Origin of the sequence: Paraburkholderia sediminicola, assembly GCF_046026895.1 — a bacterium.
Taxonomy (GTDB): Bacteria; Pseudomonadota; Gammaproteobacteria; order Burkholderiales; family Burkholderiaceae; genus Paraburkholderia; species Paraburkholderia sediminicola_C.
The window spans coordinates 22,244-40,467 of the sequence record NZ_JAQQEU010000066.1 but is presented as its reverse complement, the minus strand read 5'-3'; the positions used below and the strand labels follow the sequence as shown (position 1 = coordinate 40,467).

Here is an 18,224-nt window from a genome sequence, read left to right as displayed (position 1 = left end):
CTCACTGGTCGACTACTCTTACTGCTTCAGGAGTGCCGGACAGCTTTCCGACACGTGCGCTGGGGGAATTGTTTCGTCTATTTTGATGCGAACAAACGTCCACAACACAGTCGCACCAATCAGGTCGAATATGGCCAGAAGAATGAAAACCGGCGTGTAGCCAACATGGCCGACCACGGCTCCAACGACCAACGTAAAGCAGAACTGACCGATGGCGCTAACGGTCCCCACACAACCCGTCACAGTGGCGACCTCGTTTTTGCGAAACAGGTCGCTTGACATGGTGATAACCGTCACCGATAACGTCTGATGAGCAAAGCCACCCAAACAGAGAAGCGCGATGGCAGTCAAAGGGTGCTCCACAAATCCGACAAGCGGCACGGGCAACATCATCAAGGCACCGAAGGTAAAGACGCATCGTCGCGCGTTGACCACACTCATGCTCGTATATTTAAGCAGTGCTGCTACGAGCGCTCCGCCAAAAACGCTGCCGATATCCGCTGCCAGGAATGGTAGCCATGCAAACAGAGCGATCTGCTTCAGATCCATATGTCGCACGGTGCTCAGATAGAGCGGCAGCCAGAAGCTAAGCGTGATCCACGTCGGATCGGCGAGAAATCGCGGCAAGGCGATGCCCCAGAAATTGCGTTGGCTGATGATAGAGAAGATGGACGGTCGTGCGGCGTTCGCCTGCAAATGCTTTTCCTGACCGGAAAAAATGTATTCCTTCTCGCTGGAGGAAATCGCGCGGTGCTTCTCCGGCGAGTCATAGAGCCATAGCCAGAGGGCCAGCCATATGAAGCCGAGTCCGCCCGTGACCACGAAGGCGAACTGCCAGTTGTAGAACAGTGTTGCCCAGACGACGAGCGGCGGCGCGAGCATCGAACCCAACGACGCACCAATGTTGTAGATGCCGCCCGCGATACCCCGTTCCTTCGCGGGGAACCAATGCGACGTGGCCTTCATGCCCGCGGGATGGACCGCGCCCTCGGGCAAGCCGAGAAGCCCTCGCGTCAGCGCCAGGCCCTGCCAGGAATGGGCCAGACCATGAGACATGGTGATGACCGACCATGCGAGGCAGAAGAGCGCAAAGCCCGCCTTCAGCCCGATGACATCGGTGACATAACCGGTGATTGGCTGTAGCGCGTTCGTGATAGTAAAGGCACTCAGCACATAAGAGTATTGCTGCGCGGTCAAATGCAACTGCGTGGTGAGCGTTGGAGCGACGACCGCAAGCGTGCTTCGGGTCAGGAAATTCAGACATGAAGCGAGCATGATGGTGCCGATGATCCACCATCTTAGACCGATGATTTTGCGGGTCATTTTCGTCTCCTTGATTGTTTTTTCGAACGTTAATGCGTGATCGCCGCAAAAATAACAGAGCGATCCATGGTCCGCTGACAACACGCGGTGGTGCAAAGGGTCAAAGGCTCGCTATGTTCTTCTTCCGCGAGCTGTACACATTCCCGTGTTTTGCGCAGCCAGAATGGTTCAAAGGTTCTTGCGAGATGAACGGCACGAGCGCACTGCGCAAGTGCCGTCCGGCACGGCAGACGGTCACGCTCGGACAGCGGCAGGTAACCCGGGTTTCGTCGGCGCCGTGCTATGGGTTGCCCACACGGCTGTCCCTGACTGAGCCCTTGTAGATCGACAAGCGAAGCCGCTGATGCGAGGTTCACAGGTTCATTACTAACTTGCGAGGATCGAAGCCCTACCCGGGCAACTGGCGATACGAGAAAAGTCTAAAGTCAGCCGGCTCACGGAAGCCGAGCATGTCGTTGACCGTGATCCCCACGAAAGCCCCCGTGAAACCAATGGGAGTAGCATATTCATCGCTCAGCTTGGTGAAATCCTTTTCCAGGCCGACCTCTATCCAGGCGCCCTCGTCCGAGCGATAGGAGAAGCGCAGTTTCGTGTTCTCGACGCGCACCCGCAAGTTGGTCTCGCAGCCTTCCGGCAGTACGGCGAGCCGATTGTCATAGGCGAAACTGCCCGCATCCATCTCCATGTAGGAGAGGATTTTCGTGCCGTCATCGTCGCGGGTAATGAACAGGTAGTAGAACGTGCTCTCGTCGTATCGCGCCATCAGTCCGGCCATGTGAAGATACGAGCTGGGCGAGAACTCCAGCGTCGTTTCGACTTCGAATTGCCAGTCACGCACGCGGCACGCCAACAGGCTTTGATGAAAGCGCGACGTCGGCGACTCCTGGCCACGTATGCGCAGGTAGCCGGGACGCTCGTTCAGATTGCACCAGGTGTCGCTCTTCGGCACTCGCAGACTCTGCAGTTCCAGAGGCAGCGTGGCGCGGTGGCTGAAATCGACGTGCCAGCTGCTATCGAGGTTCTGCTCGACGTCGGAGTTCACCGTGAAGGACTCCGATGGAATCACACCTGCGCTGCTGAGACCAGGCCAGTCGTTGCGCCATTCAATCGACGCAATACAGGTCTCGCGGCCTAGCGGTGAGCGTTTCGTCTGCGCGTCGATCGGCCGGGAACCGAGGTACGTCATATACCATTGGCCGTGCGGACCTTCGACCAGATTGCCATGGCCGGTCCGCTGGATTCCTCCGTTCGCCTCGCGTGAGGTCAGCATGGGCGTTTCGGGATGAAACTCGTAGGGCCCGAAAATATCGCGCGACCTGGACACGCAGGTCGCATGCGTATAGCCCGTCCCGCCTTCCGCAGTGATGAGGTAGTACCAGTCTCCCTTCTTCATCAAATGCGGGGCTTCGTAGATCTGGCACTTCATGAAGTAGTCGGTCTTCAGATTCGCGCCTTTATAGACGACACGCTCTTCGCCGATCAGCCTTTGCTCCTCCACCGAGTACTCGCGCAGAATGATGCCCGCGAATAGATCCGCGTGGATGCCCCTGAAATCGCGGCGAATATACGCCAGCCACTTCTTGCCGGTTTCGTCGTGGAACAGCGACGGGTCGTATCCGCCGGACACGAGATGCACCGGCTCCGACCACGGGCCGGTAATGTCCGGGGCCGTCACGAGATAGTTGTGCATGTCGCGCAGCGGCGAAATCTTCTGTTCGCCTTTCCATGCCTTCGTGTCGGTGTAGACGAGCCAGTAGAGGCCGTCGTAATACGACAAGGCTGGCGCCCAGATCCCGCCGGAAGGTTGTTCCCCAATGAGGTTCAGCTGCGAAAGACGGTCTAGTGGGGTGGCCTTGAGCTGCCAGTTGACGAAGTCTTTCGATTCGTAAATAAGAACGCCCGGATACCATTCGAACGTCGATACGGCGATGTACCACGCGTCTTTTCCGCGACATACACAGGGGTCTGGATTGAAGCCGCGCAGAACAGGGTTTTGAATAATGCTCATCAGAGAGGGCTTACTGGAGTGACCGGTGTGCGCGGTCCGATCGCCTCGGCCCACCTTCACCGGCCGGTTAGACGAACTGAACCTTTGATCTACCGGCTGTAGTTACCGGTAACAATTTGAATGTAGCACACGGCTTTATGGTCGTTCAAGCGAGATGATGAGAGGGTATTCCCTCACTTGCGGCGGTCGCCTTCCGGAGGCGAGTTCGCGAGCAAGACGAGCCGCAAGAACTCGCGCTATTCTCTGAAATCCGCCTATGACCTTCCTCGAAATGCCGGCGCCTGTGGCAAATTGGGTGACGTTGCGTCGAGAAGGGAATCGCCTGCTAGACCTCGCTACGCTTGAGCAGATAGTCGAGACCTCCCACGCGATACCAGCGATAGCCATAGGGCTCGAGCACCACCGTATGCCGTCCGGTTGCATCGGCCTGACTGTGTTCATCGGAGAGCAGGTTGACGAGCCGCGCGTCGCCTGGATCGCCTGTTCCGGTTTTGAAACTGACCGTGCATGCGGCCGCGCTGAAGTTATGCAGACATACCACCGAGTTATTGCGCCAGTCGTAGCGCAAGCCGAGCACGTCCTTGCGCGATATCCGCAGGATCGAGAAATCGCCCCAGCTGATCTCCGGCACTTCTCGGCGCATGCGGATCAGGCGCTCCATCCAGTTCAGCAGCGAATCGGGATCGCGGCGCTGGCTCGCGACGTTCACGCGTTCAAAGCCGTATGGGCCGCCTGAAATGACCCGTGCGACCGGCTTGGAATGCTTCGTGAACCCGCCGTGCGGCTCGGTCGACCACTGCATGGGCGTGCGCGCGCATTCGCGCTCCGGCAGGCGGAGATCGTCACCCATGCCTATCTCGTCGCCGTAACGAAACACCGGCGTTCCCGGCGACGTGAGCATCACGCTATACGCGAGTTCGAGGCGACGCCGGTCGCCGTCGAGCATCGGCGCGAGCCTTCGGCGAATGCCACGCTCGTAGAGCTGCATGTCAGGCGCCGGCCCGAATGCGGCGAACACGGTCTCGCGCTGCTCTGGCGTGAGACGCCCCAGGTCGAGTTCGTCGTGATTACGCAGGAACACGCCCCATTGCGCTGTCGCCGGACGCTGCTTCGTTACGCGAAGCGCCTTCCTGAGCGGTGCGGTGTCGGCGCTCGCCATCGTGTAGAACGTGGCCTGATTGACCTGGAAGTTGAACATCATCTGCAGACGCTCGCCCTCGTCGCCGAAATACTGCATGTCCGTGTCGGGCAGAACGTTTGCTTCGGCGAGGATGATCGCGTCGCCCTTGCGCCATTGCAGGAACTCGCGGAAGGTCCGCAACATGTCGTACTGCTCGACGGGCTGCCGTACCTGCGGGCCTTTTGTCGCAATCACGAAAGGCACGGCGTCCATACGAAAGCCTGATACCCCGAGCTGGATCCAGAAGCCCATGATCTTCAGCAGTTCCGCCTGAACGTGCGGGTTCGCCGTGTTCAGGTCGGGCTGGAAGTCGTAGAAGCGGTGGAAATACCAGAGGCCGGCTTCCTTGTCGTAAGTCCAGGTGGATTTCTGCACGCCAGGGAACACAATGCCGGCGGTCGCGTTCGCGGGCTTCTTCTTCGACCACACGTACCAGTCGCGGTACTGCGACTGCGGGTCGCGGCGCGCGCTCTGAAACCACGCGTGCTGATCGGACGTGTGGTTCACCACCAGATCGATCATCACCCGCAGGCCGCGTTGCCGGCACGCGTGCGTGAACTCGGCAAAGTCGCCGAGGGTGCCATAGCGGGGATCGACATTGTAGTAGTCGGAAATATCGTAGCCGTTGTCGCGGCATGGCGAAGGCTGAAACGGCATCAGCCAGAGCGTCGTGATGCCGAGACCCTGCAGGTAATCGAGCCGGCGCATCAAGCCCTGAAAATCGCCGACGCCGTCGCCATTCGCATCCATGTAGGTGCCCACGGACAGGCAGTAGACGATCGCGTTTTTGTACCAGAGGTCGTTTAGCATACGCAATGAATGTCGTGGACTGGTTCGATGCTACGCCCGGATAGGATGACAGCACGCAACTGGCGGCGGCAAGGCACGTGATCTATCAAGTGTACCCGCGGTTGTCGCCGCTGAGGCGGCCGCGCGCGGGCGCTCGAGCGCAGGCGTCATCCGCTGCGTTCCGCCTCGCCGGCGGCATGGGCACGAGGACGCCATCCCGGACCCCAAAAAACGGATAGCGAACGTCGAGTAGCCGGATAGCCCCGACCTCCGATCAGGTATTCAATCCCCCTTGCCGGCAATCAATTGCAACGCCGTAAAACGGCAGGAGGAGACATATCGTGAGCACTAGCGGAAACCCGTCACAGTGGGAGGAATTCGTGGGCGGCTGCCTGGATTTCCGCCCCGCGGAAGGCGTGTAACGGATCGCGCGAGAGATGTACACCGAGCCGGCACTGTTCGAACTCGAGATGGAACTCATCTTCGAAAAGAACTGGATCTACGCGTGCCACGAGAGCGAGATCCCGAAGCCGCACGATTTCATGACGATGCGCGCGGGCCGCCAACGGTTGATCATCTCGCGCGACGGCAACGGCCAGCTGAACGCAAGGATCAATGCGTGCCAGCACCGCGCACGAGAATCTCACGCTCGAAGACATCGAACGGGCGGCTGGCGTGTCTCGCTACAAACTGTTCGACGGCTTCAGGTTGCATTTTGGCCAGGCGCCCATGGCGTATCTGAAGAAATACCGCCTCGAAGGGGTGCGCCGCAACATGTTTGCCGATCGTTCTGAGCGAAACATCCTCTTCGATCGCAATGGGCGGGAGGTTCATGCATCTGGGGCGCTTTTCCAGCGACTACAAGAAGCTGTTTGGGGAAACGCCGTCGGAGACGCTAAGGCGCGTCGTCAGGCGTTAGCCCCGGAGCGCATCCGTGCGCGGCGGCCGCGTCGATCGAACACGTGCGGGGGCCGGCGTGCTTCGCGATCCGGGCCATGTCGCGAGTTCGCGGGCCGCGTGGTTCGACCGCTATGCGCAGGTCGCTGCTGCACGACATTGGCGATACGCTCGGAAGCTATAACCATGCCGACGTTGCAGCCGTGCCGCTGGAGCCGTTCGTCAGCGCGGAAACCACTGAATGATCAACGGCTATGCCCCGCCTGCCCTACCCCCGGCGTGTGCCAACGCCAGCGCCAGCCTTGCCCCCACTTCGGCATTGTGTTTCACGAGCGCGATGTTAGTCGTCAGGCTGCGCCCACTCGTCAGTGCCTTGATGCGAGCCAGCAAGAAAGGTGTCACGGCCTTACCGGAGATTCCTTCAGCCGCGGCCTCGGCAAGCGCCTGCTGAGTCAGGGCGTCGATCTCTTCGGACCTCATCGCTGCCGCTTCCGGCACCGGAGTGCTCAGTACCACCCCACCCACGAGGCCCAGGTCCCACTTGGTGCGGATGAAGCGAGCCTGCTGCACTGCGTCGTCCAGCCTGAAGTCCGCGCGAAAGCCGCTGTCGCGCGCGTAAAACGCGGCGAAATTGTCTTGCTCGCAACTGAGTACCGGCACGCCGTGCGTTTCCAGGTATTCCAACGTGAGCCCGATGTCAAGGATGGACTTCGCACCGGCACAGACCACCGCCACCGAGGTCCTCGCCAGTTCCTGCAGGTCGGCCGAAATATCAAAGGTATCCGGCGCGCCCCGGTGCACGCCGCCAATTCCGCCAGTAACGAAGACCTCGATGCCGGCCAGGGCGGCACAAATCATCGTGCCAGCCACTGTCGTTGCGCCGAGCCCGCCGCCGGCCAGCACGGCCGGCAAGTCGCGACGGCTGACCTTGTGTACCTGATCCGAGCGGCCGAGCAGTTCCAGCTCGTCGTACGAAAGCCCGATACGGATTCGCCCGCCGATCAGTGCGATAGTCGCGGGCTCGGCGCCCAGGTCACGGATCAAGGCCTCCACTTCGCGCGCAGTGCGAACGTTCTCCGGATACGGCATGCCGTGAGCGATGATGGTCGATTCCAGTGCCACGAGCGGGCGGCCGGCGGCCCGTGCTGCGGCCACAGGTGCGCTGCAGGTCAACCACGAGTGTGCAAGCTCCGCAACCATGTCGATGTTCCCGGCGATGTGATTCGCCTAAGTATGCAACACAAGGCGGGTCCAAGGGTCGCGCGTTGCAGCGCGATGGCGCTTATCATTGAGGAGCCGTCTAGAGGATGCTGAGCACCTGATGTGCATTGCGCATGCGGCGCTCGTGATGGAAAAGGAACGACATTCACGCATTGGGAGCGTGGATGGTCGATGTCGGCCCGGGAGGTTCCATGCCACCGCTACGCGCAATCAAGCTGCTCCAGTCGAACGAAGGTGCCCGGCTCCATGGTCCGGAACTTGACCGTTGGCGCCGCTGGGGGCCTTATCTGAGCGAGCGGCAATGGGGCACTGTTCGCGAAGACTACAGCGAAGACGGCACCGCATGGGACTACTTTCCACACGACCATGCGCGCAGCCGCATGTACCGCTGGGGTGAGGACGGCATTGCGGGATTCGGCAACGACCCGCTCGACTGGTGCGTATCGCTCGCGCTCTGGAACGGGCACGATCCGATCATCAAGGAGCGGCTCTTCGGGTTGACGAATGAGCAAGGCAATCACGGCGAGGACGTGAAGGAGCTTTACTTCTATCTCGACGGCACGCCGACGCATTCGTACATGAAGATGCTGTACAAGTATCCTCACGAGGCGTACCCGTACCAGGATCTGATCGACGAGAACCTGCGACGCGGGGCCGAGCAGCCCGAATATGAAATCCTCGATACGGGCGTGTTCGACGATAACCGCTACTTTGATGTTTGCGTCGAGTATGCGAAGCACACTCCCGACGACATCGTGATGCGCGTCACCGTCGAAAATCGCGCGGACCAGCGCGCGGCGCTTCATGTGTTGCCGCAATTCTGGGCGCGCAACAGAGGGGCGTGGTCGGGCAAGCCCGGCAAGCCATCGCTCACGCTGGAGCCGAACGCAAAGGAAGGCGTGTGCGTGGTCGCACACAATCCCGCGCTCGGAACGATGATCGTGACGGCGGCGGCGCAACAGCCGATCGAGTGGCTCTTCTGCGAGAACGAAACGAATGTGCGTCGCATTTTCGGCATCGAAGCAGCGGGGCCGTTCAAGGACGGCTTCAATGACTACCTCGTCGACGGCGACGAGCAGGCCATCCGGCGCGACAGCGGCACCCGCGCCGCCGCGCATGTTGACCTGCAGTGCGCGCCTCATGAGCGCTCGGTGGTGTATCTGCGCTGGCGTGCCGAACGGGCTTCCGACGACGTGCCGCTCGACATGGAAGCTCTCTTCGCGCGCCGGCAAGCGGAGGCCGACGAATTCTATGCGGCGCTTCAGCACGACATCGACGACGCCGATGCGCGGCTCGTGCAGCGTCAGGCACTCGCCGGCATGCTGTGGACCAAGCAGTACTACCAGTTCGATGTGACGCGCTGGCACGACGGCGACCCCGGCCAGCCGAAGCCGCCAGGGGCCCGCAGGCACGGGCGCAACGCGGACTGGCGGCACATGTGCAATGGCGACATCGTGTCGATGCCCGACAAATGGGAGTACCCATGGTACGCGTCGTGGGACCTCGCGTTTCATGCGGTCGCGTTCGCCATGATCGATCCCGACTTCGCGAAAAAGCAATTGCAGCTGCTCGTGAAGGAGCGCTACATGCATCCGAACGGGCAACTGCCCGCCTACGAGTGGGCGTTCGGCGATGCGAACCCGCCTGTTCATGCGTGGGCAACATGGCGCGTGTATGAACTCGATCGCGAACTGACGGGCGTTGGCGATCACGAGTTTCTTGAAGTCATGTTCCACAAGCTGCTGCTCAATTTCTCGTGGTGGGTGAACCGCAAGGACGCCGATGACCGCAACATATTTCAGGGCGGCTTTCTCGGACTCGACAATGTCGGCATCTTCGACCGGTCTTCACCGCTGCCGACGGGCGGCCGCATCGATCAGGCCGATTGCACGGCATGGATGGCCTCGTATGCGCTCGACCTGATGCAGATCGGTCTCGAACTGGCGACGACGAACAACGCGTACGTCGAAATCGCGGTGAAGTTCTTCGAGCACTTTCTGTATATCGCGGAAGCGGTCAGTTGCAGCGAAGTCTGCAGCACCGGGTTATGGGACGGACACGATGAATTCTTCTATGACGTACTGCACCTTCCAGACGGGACCCGGGTGCCGATGCGCATCCGTTCGATTGTCGGCCTGATACCGCTGTTCGCCGTTCACGTGCTGGAGGAAGACGTGTACGGCCACCTGCCGGGTTTGCGTGAACGGCTGGCGTGGTTCCTCGATCATCGGCCGAATCTGGCGAAGCTGGTGTCCCGCTGGACGGAGCCCGGCAAGGGCAGGACCACGCTGCTGTCGCTGTTGCGCGGACATCGGATGAAAGCGCTGCTGCGCCGCGCGCTCGATGAAAACGAGTTCCTCTCCAAGCACGGCGTGCGCGCGCTGTCCCGTGTGCATCGCGATGCACCGTACGTCTATGACCATGACGGCGTGAGCTTCTGTATCAAGTACCTCCCCGCGGAATCGGACTCGCGTGTTTTCGGCGGCAATTCGAACTGGCGCGGGCCGGTCTGGATACCGTGCAACTACCTGCTGATCGAATCGCTGTATGAGTTCTATCGCTACTACGGCGATGAGTTTCGGGTTTCCTATCCGACGGGAACGGACAACTGTTGCACGCTGAGCGAGATTGCCGACGATCTTGCCCGGCGCGTCACCACCCTCTTTCTCAAAGACGCACAAGGCGTGCGGCCCGTGATGGCCGCCTATCCGATGCTGCAGGCGGACCCGCGGTCGCAGGATCTCATACTATTTCATGAGTACTTTCACGGCGACAATGGACGCGGCGTCGGCGCTTCGCATCAAACCGGCTGGAGCGGGCTCGTCGCGCTGTTGTTACAGCCGCGCATGATGAAACTGTCGCATGTTGCGCCTGATGTTGCGTCGGCGGATGCGCCGGTGGGCGAAGCCATCGCGCCGGTTATGGCGCGGTAGCATTTCACCGCTGCAAGGGTATTGGCGCACGCATGCCTGCGTGAATTCTTCGACACCGCAATTTGCGGAGTAACCGGTGGCAACATCATCTCCCGCAGGCGAATTCGGCTTGACCGCGCCCGCGTTTTCGCTGCCCGCAACCCACGGGTGCGCGAACCCCTCCTGGAGACGATGGAATGCCACTGGGAAAAAAGTTTGCCGAAGGTTACGCGGTGGGACGGGCACCCTCCCAAGCGCGCTGTAGCAGTGCTCGAAGCGGTTCTTTCTCAATCGGTCGCGGGTTCCAGTATGGATTCGACAATGCCACCTTGCACGCGTAGTCGAGATCGGCTTCGCCCAACCCGATCTCGCGAAGACCTCGCGGAACGCCGAGTTCTTCGTTGAGTTGGTAAAGACCGTCAGGCGCTGAGTCTACGTTCAACGCCCTGGCGATTCGACCCATAGCCTCACCCGCAACGGTACTGTTGTAAGCGAGAGCGTGAGGCAAAACGATTGCATGCGTCTCAGCATGAGGGAGATTAAACGTTCCGCCCAAGGTGTGACACAGCTTGTGATGAAGCGCCATGCCGACATTGCCGAGCACCATTCCGCACAGCCACGCACCGTAGAGACACTCGCTGCGCGCCGCTTTGTCCTTGCTGTTCTTTTTTACTCCACGCAGACCGTTGGCGAGCGAGCGAATGCCTTCCTCCGCCATCAGCGACATGACGGGATTTCCGTCTTTTGCGTACAGCCCCTCGGCAGCATGGGCGATAGCGTTAAGCCCACTGACAATCGAGAGACGAACCGGGAGCCCGATCGTCAACTCCGGATCGTACAGGACCGTCTTGGGGATCACCTTGGCATCCCGACCCGTTTTCTTCAGGCCGTTTTCAGTAATCCCGTAGATGGGAGTCATCTCGGACCCAGCATACGTCGTCGGAATCGCGATAATCGGCAACGACGATTCGAGCGCAATCGCCTTGCCGAGCCCAATCGTCGAGCCGCCACCAATAGCCACTGCACAGTCCGCGTCGACTGACTTCGCGTGTTCGCGCGCGCGGCGAGCGTTCTCGATGGGAACATGCATCTGGGCGCCGTCGAAGACTCCTGCGCTCGAAGGTCCAAGAAGAGACGAAACGATTTCAGCTTGAGCTTTTTGCTCGGGCGTGCAGAGTACCAGCGCCCGGCGCGCGCCCAACGTCTCCACTTCCTGTTGAATCAGCTTCATGCTTCCAGCACCGAGTACGACCCTCGACGCCTGCGTGGTGTAGGTGAACTCATACATGAGATTGGCTTCCTATGTGGTCAAACGGTGCAGCTCGCCTAGATGTAGTCGACCTGGTAGCGAGCAATACGAACGTCACCCACGATTTGCTTCACTCGCAGATGCTCAGGGTGCGACGCATAGGCGTCGAGCGACTCCTGGCTTTCGAATTCCGTGTACAAGACTACGTCGCACGCGTAATCCACGGCGCTTACATCCAGCCCGACCTCCAGCCTGGTAAGCCCGGGAATCTTTCCGCCCAGACTCTCGAACGCGGTCTTTACCAGCATCGCGGATTCCTTCTTTTGCTGGGGAGTCGCTCCGCGAACGTTCCACATCACTATATGCTTGACCATATTTAATTCCATCAGTAATACTTATGAATAGGCCAAATGTCAGAGATGCAATCTCATGATTCAAGTATGCATGTCAGCGGGGCTCGCCAGTTGCCCGGCCCCGCTGATTTCCAGATCTGGCTGTCGTAGAAAGAGTCGTTACGCTTTGTTCTTGTTGTATACGTCCACGAACACGGCCGCGAGCAGAACAATGCCTTTGATGACTTGCTGATAGTCCACGCCGATACCCATGATGGACATGCCGTTGTTCATCACGCCCATGATGAAGGCGCCCACGACCGCACCCACGACCTTTCCGACACCACCGGAGGCGGATGCGCCGCCGATGAAACATGCAGCAATCACGTCGAGCTCGAAGCCGGTGCCAGCCTTCGGCGTTCCACTATTCAGACGCGCGGCGAAGATCAGACCTGCCAGCGCTGCAAGGACACCCATGTTCACGAAAGTCAGGAAGCTCACCGCCGGAACGCTGACGCCCGACAGCCGCGCGGCCTTCGCGTTGCCGCCCACCGCGTAGATTCGACGGCCGATTGTCGTGCGATTCATGATGAACGTGTACACGCCGATCAACACACCCATGATGACGAGCACGGTAGGCAAGCCACGATACGATGCGAGCAGGTAGCAGAAGAACACAATCAGTGCCGTAAGGACGACATTCTTCGTCACGAACATCGAGAACGAGCCGCTCTCGACGCCATGTTTCGCCGCGCCGGCACGATGCCGAAGCTCAATCACAAAGAACAGCACGCCGACCAGCACGCCGAGGAGAATCGAGGTGATGTGAAGCGCCTGACCGTGAAAGAAATCAGGGATGAAACCCGAACTCACTGCGCCGAATGCATCAGGGAACGGACCGATGGACTGGCCCTGGAGCACAAGGTTTGTCATGCCACGGAAAACCAGCATACCGGCCAGCGTCACGATGAACGACGGCATCCGCCAAAACGCAATCCAGTAGCCTTGTATGGCGCCGATCAGCGCGCCGGCTGCGATGCAGATGATGGTTGCCCAGATGTAGTTGACCTCGAACTGCACCATCAATACTGCCGCCAACGCGCCCACCAACCCTGCCGTTGAACCGACGGAGAGGTCGATGTGGCCTGAAACAATCACCATGAGCATGCCAAGGGCCATGATGACGATGTAGCTGTTCTGAAGCACCAGGTTGGTCAGATTGAGCGGCTGCATCAGTACGCCGCTCGTCGAAACTTGGAAGAACGCCATGATGATGACGAGCGAAAGGAGCAGTCCATACTCGCTGCCAATTCGCTTGACCACGCCAAAGACTTCGCTTTGCTTAACCTCGGTGCCTTCGGCGACCACCGGAAAGAGTGCCTTACGCATTTTCGATGCCTCCATTTCGCATAATTGCTCGCATGATTTTTTCCTGCGAGACTTCTTCCGCGGTGAATTCGCCGACAAACCGGCCTTCGTTCATGACATAAACGCGGTCACACATGCCGAGAAGTTCAGGCATTTCCGAGGAAATCATGACCACACACTTACCCGCTGCAACCGCCTGATTGATGATGTTGTAAATCTCGTACTTCGCTCCCACGTCGATGCCTCGCGTGGGCTCGTCGAGAATCAGCACCTCCGGTTCGGAGAACAGCCACTTGCTGAGCACGACCTTCTGCTGGTTCCCACCCGACAGGTTGCCAACCACGTGGGTAACGCCCTGAGCACGAATCCGGAGCTTTTTGAGGAAGTCGGTCGCAACCGTTATCTCCTCGTGCTCGTCGACAACGCCTAACCTGGAGACCCCGGACAGGTTCGCCAGCGTGATGTTCCGCTTGATGTTGTCGTCCAGGAGCAGACCGTTACCTTTGCGGTCTTCGGTCACGTAGGCGATGCCCGCTTTGATGGCCTTCTGGACCGACCAAACGTCAACGTGCTTTCCGTGCATCAGCACTTGACCCGTGATGTCCTGACCATACGTGCGGCCGAAGACGCTCATGGCGAGTTCCGTGCGCCCAGAACCCATTAGCCCGGCGATTCCGACGATTTCGCCCTTGCGCGCCGTCAGGTTCACGCCTTTGATCACTGCACGGTCGCGCTGGGTAGGATGCTGGACACGCCAGTCCTTGACTTCGAAAATCACTTCGCCGATGTTCGGCGTACGCGGCGGATACCGGTCGGACATTTCCCGCCCAACCATCGCCTTGATGATTCGGTCTTCACTCACGCTCTGGGCCTTGCAGTCGAGGGCGTCGACCGTCGAGCCGTCACGGATAACGGTAATGCCGTCCGCGACGCGCGAAATCTCGTTAAGCTTGTGCGAAATGATGATCGACGTCACACCGCGCGACTTGAGCTCGAGCAGCAGGCTAAGCAGTGTGTCGCTGTCTTTCTCATTCAGGCTTGCGGTCGGCTCGTCAAGAATCAACAGACGAACCTCCTTCGACAACGCCTTGGCAATCTCGATGAGTTGCTGCTTGCCAATTCCAAGCGTGCCGACTGGTGAGTCCGGAGAGTCCACAAGGCCGACCTTCGTCAGCAACTCCTTCGCTTTCGCGCGCGATACCTGCCAATCGATGACGCCGCGCTTCGACTGCTCGTTGCCGAGAAAGATGTTCTCGGTAATGGAGAGCATCGGCACGAGGGCTAGCTCCTGATGGATGATGATGATTCCGACTGCCTCGCTATCGGAAATATCGGCGAATGCCCGCTCCTGACCGTCGTAAAGGACGTCGCCAGAATAAGAGCCGTGCGGATAGACGCCACTGAGGATCTTCATCAGGGTCGATTTTCCTGCGCCATTTTCTCCACATATGGCGTGAATCTCGCCCTGACGTACCCTCAGATTTACGTTATTCAGAGCTTTGACAGCGCCAAAGCTTTTCTGAATTCCGCGCATCTCCAGAATGGTATCCATGGTCAAATTCCTCTGTTTGGTCACGCTCGGGGGCGTACCTGCGAGAAGCGGAGGCCGCTGGAGGCCCCGCATCGCTGACGTTCAGATGCTTTACTTGAGTTGGGCCTGCGTGTAGTAGCCGCTAGACACCAGTTCCGACTGGTAGTTAGCCTTGTCGACGAGGATAGGCTTCACGAGATAGGTCGGAACAATCTTCGCTCCGTTGTTGTAACTCTTCGTGTCGTTGATGGGAACCTGCTTGCCGCTCAGCGCGTTATCAACCATTTCGGCTGTCACGCTGGCGAGCTTGCGAGTGTCCTTGAACACGGTCGAGGTCTGGTCGCCCCGAACAATGCTCTTGACGTTCTGGATGTCTGCGTCCTGCCCCGTGACCACTGGCATGACTTGCTGGGCCGAACCGTAGCCGACACCCTTCAGAGACGAGACAACGCCAATTGCAATCGCGTCATTGGGCGTCCAGACCGCGTCGAGGCGGTCCTTGCCGTAGAAAGCGCTCAGCAAGTTGTCCATCCGGGCCTGAGCCGTAGCGCCGTCCCAGTTGCGCGTCGCGACTTTCTCGAAGGCAACCTGTTTGCTCCTAACCACGAACTTGCCGCTGTCGATGTACGGCTTGAGAACCGACATGCCGCCCGCGTAGACCATATGGGCGTTGTTATCGTCCGAGGAACCACCGAACACTTCGATGTTGAACGGGGTCTTGCTGCCGGCTTTCTGCCACGCGCTGACGATGCTCTGTCCTTGAAGAACGCCGACGCCGTAGTTGTCGAAGGTGGCGTAGTAGTCGACATCCTTGGTCTGGCTAATCAGGCGGTCGTATGAGATGACCTTGATGCCTTTCTTGTGGGCGAGCGCCATGGCGTCAGAAAACGTCTTGCCGTCGATAGGTGCGATGACCAGTGCCTTGACACCCTTCGCAAGCATGTTCTCGACCTGGTTCACCTGCGTCGGTACGTCGTAGTTCGCATACTGCAGGTCGGCCGAGTAGCCTTTTGCCTTCAGTGCGTCGACCATGCTCTTGCCGTCGGTAATCCACCGGGATTCGGTCTTGTCGGGCAATGAAATTCCAACAACGCCCTTATCCTGGGCGAAAGCAGCACCAGACATTGCCGAGAAAGCTGCCGAAGCAGCCAGGACGACCGCGACACTCTTCAGAATCTTCATGATTTCGTCTCCTATTTAGGAATGCGTATTTGTGATTCCGGCTTTATAACGTACGGAATCTTTGGCCGACGCCCCAAGGCGTCAGCCGTTCAAGCTCTTAACCGATAACGACCTCTGCACCGGCTTCCTTGGAAGAAGCGAACATAGCCTCGATGACGCGGCTAATGTTGTATGCCTGCGTGGCGGGCACAACCGACTGCGTGCCGTTGCGCAACGCGTTGAAGAACGCGTTCGACTCCCGGTCGAAGTACACCGGGTTGCCGATTTCAGCGATATCGGGCGAATACTCGGTCTTTTTCGTCGCCCAGATTTCCGGGAAGCTGGTCTCTTGCCACTCGGTCCAGCCCTCCGGATGGCCGCCTTTGCCCGCGTCATAGATCTTGTAGCTCGCGGGCAGCGAACGGGAAGACATGATGCCTTCCGTCCCGTAGGCGGTGATGTCCCAGCTCTCGGTCCACGGCAGGACGTCCCACGACATGAAGTCGACGGTGACAATCTTGTCTTCGTAGTTCAGCACCGCGCCCGCCGCGTCTTCACGCGATTCGTCACCGTGAAAATTCGGGAACTTCGTGATTCGGGCATTCACGGAGCGCGGCAAGCCGAAATGCAGAAGAATGCGGTCGATCAGGTGGCAGCCGATAACGAACACCGCCCCGCCGATATCGCCCGGCTGCGTCATGTGCGGCGTGCCCGCCTCGTCGTGTGAGCAGCCACCGTGAGCTCGCACCTGAATGACTTTCCCGAGACGACCGCTCTTGAGAGCGGCTTGCATGGCGTCGACCGAAGGAGCAAAGCGCCAGCAATAGCCGACTTGCACGAGCCCGCCGGTACGCTCCACAGCCTCGACGATGCGCCTGGCGTCGACCGAACTGCGGCCGGCAGGCTTCTCGCACAACACCGCCTTGCCCGCCTCGAGCGCCTCAATGGTCAGATCGGCCATCTTCTCGCTCTTGGAGTGGACGAGCACGACATGAACATTCTCGTCCGCCAGGATGTCTTCCTTCGAGCGCGCCTCGAGACCGAGCGCGTCGACGAACGGCGTGAGCAGCGGGCTTGCATCCCACGCGCCGAGCATCTTTGCGTCGGTGCGACGCTGGATTGCCTTGACCCGCCCGGACGTATGGGGATGAGTGATTCCAAGACATGCTACGCCGAGCGTTTCGTTGGGACCGATTTTTCGCGTCATGACTTATCTCCTCCGGATTTCCAGTTACACCTTGACGGCTTTGCCCGACAAAGCGGACTCGAGCGCGCAGTCCGCAAGGCGCAGCGCCTTCAACCCATCCTGCACCGAGGTCGGCAAAGGCGAGTTCGCGTTCAGTGCGTCGACGAAGGCTTCGAGTTCGGCCTTGTACGCAGCCTCGTAGCGCTCGAGGAAGAAGTTGAGCAGCGGCTCGCGGACGTCGGTCGCTTCCTTGGACCAGCGCCGAATCGTCGATGGACGAAGATTTTCTTGCAGCAGCATTCCCTTCGAACCCGACACTTCCATGCGCTGGTCGTAGCCGTACACGGCTTCGCGACAGCAGTTGATATGGCATTGCTTGCCCGAAGCGGTCCGCAACTGCACCATCACCGTATCGAAGTCGGTCAGCTTCTCAAGCGACTCGTCGACGAGACGGCTGGCCATGGCCATCACCTCGACCGGCTCTTCGCCGAGCAGCCAGCGGGCCATGTCCAGGTCGTGGATAACCATGTCGCGAAAGATGCCGCCCGAGTGCTCGACATAGTCACGGGGAGGCATGCCCGGGTCCCGGCTCGAAATGATGACCTGACGCACTTCGCCAACGTCGCCTGCGTCAATCGCCTTGCGGAACGCTTGCGAGGTCGGGTCGAAACGTCGATTGAACGCGAGCATGACGCGACCACCCAGGCGCTCGACCTGGTTCGCTGCGGCAAGCGACTTGTCCATGTCCAGGTCGATGGGCTTCTCGCACAGCACAGCCTTGCCGTGTTTGACGGCCTCGAGCATGAACGTGATGTGCGTGTCCGTGGGCGTGCCGATGACGACCGCGTCGATGTCCTTTCGCTCGAGAACCGCCGCGGCGTCCGTCGAGGCTTCGCAGCCCAAACGGGTCGCCAACGACGTGGCTGCGCTTTCAATCGGGTCTGCCACCACGACCAGTTGTGCATTGGGGCTCGCGGCGACGTTGCCAGCGTGAATGCGACCAATGCGACCAGCACCGAGTACGGCGATTCGAATCATGTGAGTCTCCAGGAATAGTTTGTTGATTG

At 59.6% G+C, this 18,224-nt stretch carries 13 protein-coding genes and 2 pseudogenes; 3 read left to right on the top strand and 12 right to left on the bottom strand.

The features are described from left to right. Positions 1–18: 18 nt before the first annotated feature. From PQR02_RS31195 to PQR02_RS31185, 3 genes are all read right to left on the bottom strand, one after another. The gene (locus PQR02_RS31195) at positions 19–1,323 is read right to left on the bottom strand and encodes an MFS transporter (RefSeq protein ID WP_408240774.1); all 1,305 of its coding nucleotides are present in this window, start codon (positions 1,321–1,323) and stop codon (positions 19–21) included. Between the two features lie 388 nt (positions 1,324–1,711). After that, positions 1,712–3,331 carry a glycoside hydrolase family 43 protein gene (locus PQR02_RS31190; protein ID WP_408240771.1) on the bottom strand — a complete coding sequence of 540 codons (1,620 nt, stop codon included), beginning with the start codon at positions 3,329–3,331 and terminating at the stop codon, positions 1,712–1,714. 325 nt (positions 3,332–3,656) lie between these two features. Continuing rightward, positions 3,657–5,321, bottom strand: a complete 1,665-nt coding sequence (locus PQR02_RS31185; RefSeq protein WP_408240769.1) for an alpha-amylase family protein — start codon at positions 5,319–5,321, stop codon at positions 3,657–3,659. 320 nt (positions 5,322–5,641) lie between these two features. Between PQR02_RS31185 and PQR02_RS31180 the strand changes: the two are divergent. Next, a pseudogene (locus tag PQR02_RS31180) lies at positions 5,642–5,932 on the top strand (Rieske 2Fe-2S domain-containing protein); the annotation flags it as partial. Here the strand turns inward: PQR02_RS31180 and PQR02_RS31175 are convergent. Continuing rightward, positions 5,913–6,134, bottom strand: a complete 222-nt coding sequence (locus PQR02_RS31175; RefSeq protein ID WP_408240780.1) for a hypothetical protein — start codon at positions 6,132–6,134, stop codon at positions 5,913–5,915. The pseudogene PQR02_RS31180 and the gene PQR02_RS31175 overlap by 20 nt on opposite strands. A 206-nt stretch (positions 6,135–6,340) precedes the next feature. Here PQR02_RS31175 and PQR02_RS31170 point away from each other — a divergent pair. Beyond that, a pseudogene (locus tag PQR02_RS31170) lies at positions 6,341–6,430 on the top strand (phosphohydrolase); the annotation flags it as partial. Between the two features lie 19 nt (positions 6,431–6,449). Here the strand turns inward: PQR02_RS31170 and PQR02_RS31165 are convergent. Continuing rightward, positions 6,450–7,397, bottom strand: a complete 948-nt coding sequence (locus tag PQR02_RS31165; RefSeq protein WP_408240766.1) for a pseudouridine-5'-phosphate glycosidase — start codon at positions 7,395–7,397, stop codon at positions 6,450–6,452. Positions 7,398–7,609: 212 nt separating this feature from the next. Here PQR02_RS31165 and PQR02_RS31160 point away from each other — a divergent pair, with 212 nt between their 5' ends. After that, positions 7,610–10,351, top strand: coding sequence for an MGH1-like glycoside hydrolase domain-containing protein (locus PQR02_RS31160; protein ID WP_408240763.1), 2,742 nt, complete (start codon positions 7,610–7,612; stop codon positions 10,349–10,351). Positions 10,352–10,556: 205 nt separating this feature from the next. Here PQR02_RS31160 and PQR02_RS31155 read toward each other — a convergent pair whose 3' ends face one another. From PQR02_RS31155 to iolG, 7 genes are all read right to left on the bottom strand, one after another. Then, entirely contained in the window at positions 10,557–11,618 is a 1,062-nt protein-coding gene (locus PQR02_RS31155) for a maleylacetate reductase (protein WP_408240760.1), read from the bottom strand. Between the two features lie 38 nt (positions 11,619–11,656). Continuing rightward, the gene (locus tag PQR02_RS31150) at positions 11,657–11,953 is read right to left on the bottom strand and encodes a Dabb family protein (protein ID WP_408240757.1); all 297 of its coding nucleotides are present in this window, start codon (positions 11,951–11,953) and stop codon (positions 11,657–11,659) included. Between the two features lie 138 nt (positions 11,954–12,091). After that, entirely contained in the window at positions 12,092–13,300 is a 1,209-nt protein-coding gene (gene mmsB / locus PQR02_RS31145; RefSeq protein ID WP_408240754.1) for a multiple monosaccharide ABC transporter permease, read from the bottom strand. Beyond that, positions 13,293–14,831 carry a multiple monosaccharide ABC transporter ATP-binding protein gene (gene mmsA, locus PQR02_RS31140; protein WP_408240751.1) on the bottom strand — a complete coding sequence of 513 codons (1,539 nt, stop codon included), beginning with the start codon at positions 14,829–14,831 and terminating at the stop codon, positions 13,293–13,295. The genes mmsB and mmsA overlap by 8 nt, the downstream gene beginning before the upstream one ends. A 90-nt stretch (positions 14,832–14,921) precedes the next feature. Further along, positions 14,922–15,992: a multiple monosaccharide ABC transporter substrate-binding protein gene (chvE, locus tag PQR02_RS31135; protein ID WP_408240748.1), complete on the bottom strand. Its 1,071-nt coding sequence runs from the start codon at positions 15,990–15,992 to the stop codon at positions 14,922–14,924. Positions 15,993–16,089: 97 nt separating this feature from the next. Continuing rightward, positions 16,090–17,178, bottom strand: a complete 1,089-nt coding sequence (locus PQR02_RS31130) for a Gfo/Idh/MocA family protein (protein WP_408240745.1) — start codon at positions 17,176–17,178, stop codon at positions 16,090–16,092. A 24-nt stretch (positions 17,179–17,202) separates the two neighbouring features. Then, positions 17,203–18,195 carry an inositol 2-dehydrogenase gene (iolG, locus tag PQR02_RS31125; RefSeq protein ID WP_408240742.1) on the bottom strand — a complete coding sequence of 331 codons (993 nt, stop codon included), beginning with the start codon at positions 18,193–18,195 and terminating at the stop codon, positions 17,203–17,205. Between the last annotated feature and the right edge of the window lie 29 nt (positions 18,196–18,224).